This is a genomic window from Oribacterium sp. (assembly GCF_057249185.1).
In genome coordinates this window covers 1-3,916 of record NZ_DBHIGR010000191.1, presented here as the reverse complement: position 1 = coordinate 3,916, position 3,916 = coordinate 1, and the positions used below count along the sequence as shown (strand labels likewise).

Here is a 3,916-nt window from a genome sequence, read left to right as displayed (position 1 = left end):
TCAAATCTTCCTATCCCGGGTGTAAATCCGGGATATTTTGGAGATTTATTTAAGAGCATGGCCGGAAACGATGCTTTCGGTTGGTTTAATACCATGACCGGAGGATCCTTCGAGCAGCTCAGTATTTTTGCATTATCCATTACCCCCTATATCACTTCCTCCATTATTATCCAGCTTTTAACCGTGGCGATTCCCGCCCTGGAAGAAATGCAGAAGGATGGAGAAGAGGGAAGAAAGAAGCTGACAGAATACACCAGATACGTGACCATCGGTTTAGCACTTTTAGAGTCTACAGCTATGGCAGTAGGATTTGGCGGTTCCGGACTTCTGATTGGATATGCAGAGGGTTCAGTCTTTCGTAAGATTGCCGGCGTAGTGATTTGCGTAGTAGCAATGACAGCCGGATCTGCACTTCTGATGTGGATTGGAGAAAGAATTACGGACAAGGGAGTGGGAAATGGTATTTCTCTGGTTCTTTTGTTCAATATCTTATCCTCGGTTCCACAGGATTTTCTCACACTTTATGAGAGATTTATTATGGGAAATAACACTGCGAAGATGGTTGTAGCGGCTATTATCATTGCTGCGGCAATCTTCTGTATGGTGGCGTTTACCGTAGTTCTGCAGGATGCAGAAAGAAGAATCCCGGTGCAGTATAGTAGAAGAGTACAGGGAAGAGGACTTGTTGGCGGACAGCAGTCTCAGATTCCTTTAAAGGTGAATACGGCAAGCGTTATGCCGGTAATCTTTGCTTCCTCCTTAATGACCATGCCGGTAGTTATCGGACAGATTATAAGGGTGGATCAAAGCTCTATTGTAGGACAAATTATCATGGGATTAAATTCCGGTTCTTGGGCAAACCCCAATGCTCCGATTTATTCCTTAGGTTTAGTTCTCTACATTGCCCTACTGTATTTCTTTGCTTACTTCTATACTTCTATTTCCTTTAATCCCTTGGAAGTAGCAAACAATATGAAGAAGCAGGGTGGTTTTATTCCCGGAATCAGACCGGGAAAGCCGACCAGTGATTATCTGGAAGGTATTCTTCGATATATCATCTTTATCGGAGCCACCGGACTGGCTATTATTGCATTAGTTCCCATTATCATTTCAGGCGTATTTAACGTCAGCAGAATTTCCTTCTCCGGAACTTCCTTAATCATCATCGTAGGTGTTGTTTTGGAAACCTTGAAGGCCATCGATTCTCAAATGGTAATTAGAAACTACAAAGGATTTTTAGACAACTAATCTATAGCCTCCTTAGTTTACTAAGGAGGCTCATAGTGGTTTATCCCATCATGAAAGAGGCCCATATTGAAGATTATCATGTTAGGAGCGCCTGGTGCGGGAAAAGGAAGCCAGGCAAGTCGTATTTCTAAGGTTTACGGTTTACCCCATATTTCCACCGGAGATATTTTCCGGGCTAATCTTAAAGGGGAAACAGAGCTTGGTTTAAAAGCAAAGACATATATGGATCATGGGGAGCTGGTTCCCGATGAAATCACCATTGCGATGCTTCTGAACCGTTTGGAAGAAAAGGATTGTGAGAAGGGCTATATCCTGGACGGATTCCCCAGAACCATTCCTCAGGCTGAAGCTTTAGAAAATGCTCTGGCTCCAAAAGGAGAAAAGATTGATCTTGCATTGGACGTTGAAGTACCGGATGATGTGATTATTCACAGAATGGCCGGCCGTAGAACCTGTCCCCATTGTGGCGCGATTTTCCATTTGGAAACCTTAAAGCCGAAAAAAGAGGGGGTTTGCGACAACTGCGGTGAGCATCTTGTGCAGAGAAAAGATGATGAAGAGAATACGGTGAAAAATCGTTTGAAGGTTTATCATCAGAGTACCGAACCATTGATTTCCTTCTATAAGAAAGAGGGAATTCTGGAAGAGATTGACGGAACAAAAGATTTAGAAACGGTATTTGCAAGGGTAAAGGAAATCTTGAGCCAAGTGGAAAGGAAAATCCATGATTGAGATTAAGTCCAAAAGAGAAATTGAACTGATGCGGGAAGCAGGCAAGGTTCTTGCAGAAGTACATGAGAAAGTAGGAGAGGCGGTAGCCCCGGGAAAGAGCACCTACGAACTGGATAAGTACGCAGAGGAGCTCATCCGAAAAGCAAAATGTACTCCCAGCTTTCTTCATCTCTATGACTTTCCGGCAGCTTGTTGCGTATCCGTGAATGAGGAGTTGATTCACGGAATACCGGAGAAGACAAGGATTTTAAAAGAGGGAGACATCGTTTCCTTCGATATCGGAGTAAATTACAAGGGCTATCACAGCGATGCCGCAAGAACTTGGGCGGTGGGAGAAATCGCTCCCAATGCAAAAAGACTGGTGGAAACTTGTAAAGAATCCTTTTTCCGAGGAATCGAAAATGCGGTTCCCGGAAATCATCTAAATGATATTTGCGGAAGTATCGGAGATTATGTTGAAGCTCATGGCTACGGCGTAGTTACCCAGTATGTGGGACACGGCATCGGCCATCAGGTACACATGGATCCGGAAGTACCCAACTATCGTATGAAGAAGAAAGGCCCGAAGCTACAGGCAGGGATGACTCTGGCCATAGAGCCCATGATTACGGAAGGAAATCCTGCGGTCAGGGTTTTATCCAATGATTGGACGGTGGTTCCCTTGGACGGTAAGCTTACGGCACATTATGAAAATACAATTTTAATCACAGACAACGGACCGGAAATCCTAAGTCTATCGAAAGGATGAATTGAGTATGTCGAAATCAGATGTAATCGAAATTACAGGTAAGGTAATCGAGAAGTTACCAAATGCCATGTTTCAGGTTGAACTGGAAAACGGGCATCAGGTATTGGCTCATATTTCCGGAAAATTAAGAATGAACTACATTCGTATTTTACCGGGAGATAAGGTGACTATTGAGCTTTCTCCCTATGACTTATCAAAGGGAAGAATTATCTGGAGAGATAAGTAGGGTTTCGCTTTACATTTCAAGACTGTTTTGCTAGAATGATACGGCAACTCTGTTCAAATTCGTAAAGGAAAGGGGAATTTTACTTATGAAAGTAAGATCATCAGTAAAACCTATCTGCGAAAAATGCAAAGTAATCAAGCGAAAGGGCTCCATCAGAATTATCTGTGAAAACCCTAAGCATAAGCAGAGACAAGGTTAATTAACAGGAGGAAATCAAAGATGGCTCGTATTGCAGGTGTAGATTTACCTAGAGAGAAGCGAATCGAAATCGGTTTGACTTACATCTACGGAATCGGAAGACCCTCAGCAGACAAGATCCTTGCAGAAACCGGCGTGAATCCGGACACAAGAGTAAAGGATTTAACTGACGATGAGGTAAAGACTCTGGCGACCTATATTGCAGAGCACCAGATGGTAGAAGGTGACCTTCGTAGAGAGATCGCTTTAAACATCAAGCGTTTGCAGGAAATTGGTTGCTACAGAGGAATCCGTCACAGAAAGGGACTTCCCGTAAGAGGTCAGAAGACTAAGACCAATGCAAGAACCCGTAAGGGACCAAGAAAGACCGTTGCTAACAAGAAGAAGTAAGGTCTAAAAAGTAACTAAGAGGATCTTCATGTTTTAATTACAGGAAGAAATGAAAAAGGAAAGTAGGTTAGTTTAACTATGGCTAAGTCAACTGGTAAGAGAGTGACAAAAAAGCGCGTAAAGAAAAACGTTGAACGCGGACAGGCACATATCCAATCATCTTTCAATAACACAATCGTTACTTTGACAGATGCACAGGGAAATGCTCTTTCTTGGGCAAGTGCCGGCGGTCTGGGATTTAGAGGTTCAAGAAAATCTACTCCATATGCAGCGCAGATGGCTGCTGAGACTGCTGTAAAGGCAGCTTTGGTACACGGCTTAAAGTATGTGGATGTAATGGTTAAAGGACCGGGATCCGGAAGAGAAGCAGCAAT

The 3,916-nt window shown here is 43.3% G+C and carries 7 protein-coding genes; all 7 read left to right on the top strand.

What is annotated here, in order from left to right; all coding sequences use genetic code 11:
• Positions 1–1,248, top strand: a 1,248-nt coding sequence (gene secY / locus ACO4PX_RS09165; protein ID WP_485522052.1) for a preprotein translocase subunit SecY, incomplete at its 5' end; no start/stop codon positions are given.
• Between the two features lie 66 nt (positions 1,249–1,314).
• Positions 1,315–1,980 carry an adenylate kinase gene (locus ACO4PX_RS09160; RefSeq protein ID WP_183683840.1) on the top strand — a complete coding sequence of 222 codons (666 nt, stop codon included), beginning with the start codon at positions 1,315–1,317 and terminating at the stop codon, positions 1,978–1,980.
• Entirely contained in the window at positions 1,973–2,728 is a 756-nt protein-coding gene (gene map, locus ACO4PX_RS09155; RefSeq protein WP_007157658.1) for a type I methionyl aminopeptidase, read from the top strand. Before ACO4PX_RS09160 ends, map begins: the two co-directional genes overlap by 8 nt.
• Before the next feature lie 7 nt (positions 2,729–2,735).
• Positions 2,736–2,954 carry a translation initiation factor IF-1 gene (gene infA, locus ACO4PX_RS09150; RefSeq protein WP_007157657.1) on the top strand — a complete coding sequence of 73 codons (219 nt, stop codon included), beginning with the start codon at positions 2,736–2,738 and terminating at the stop codon, positions 2,952–2,954.
• A gap of 85 nt (positions 2,955–3,039) precedes the next feature.
• Entirely contained in the window at positions 3,040–3,153 is a 114-nt protein-coding gene (gene rpmJ, locus ACO4PX_RS09145) for a 50S ribosomal protein L36 (protein ID WP_003022746.1), read from the top strand.
• Between the two features lie 20 nt (positions 3,154–3,173).
• Positions 3,174–3,542 carry a 30S ribosomal protein S13 gene (gene rpsM, locus ACO4PX_RS09140; protein WP_007157656.1) on the top strand — a complete coding sequence of 123 codons (369 nt, stop codon included), beginning with the start codon at positions 3,174–3,176 and terminating at the stop codon, positions 3,540–3,542.
• Between the two features lie 78 nt (positions 3,543–3,620).
• Positions 3,621–3,916 (top strand): 30S ribosomal protein S11 (gene rpsK / locus ACO4PX_RS09135; protein WP_485572352.1); only part of this gene is annotated, 296 nt, incomplete at its 3' end.

Excerpts from the sequence above, each read along its gene's own strand:
- map (WP_007157658.1), top strand. The coding sequence starts at position 1,973 with ATGATTGAGATTAAGTCCAAAAGAGAAATTGAACTGATGCGGGAAGCA.
- infA (WP_007157657.1), top strand. The coding sequence starts at position 2,736 with ATGTCGAAATCAGATGTAATCGAAATTACAGGTAAGGTAATCGAGAAG.
- rpmJ (WP_003022746.1), top strand. The coding sequence starts at position 3,040 with ATGAAAGTAAGATCATCAGTAAAACCTATCTGCGAAAAATGCAAAGTA.
- rpsM (WP_007157656.1), top strand. The coding sequence starts at position 3,174 with ATGGCTCGTATTGCAGGTGTAGATTTACCTAGAGAGAAGCGAATCGAA.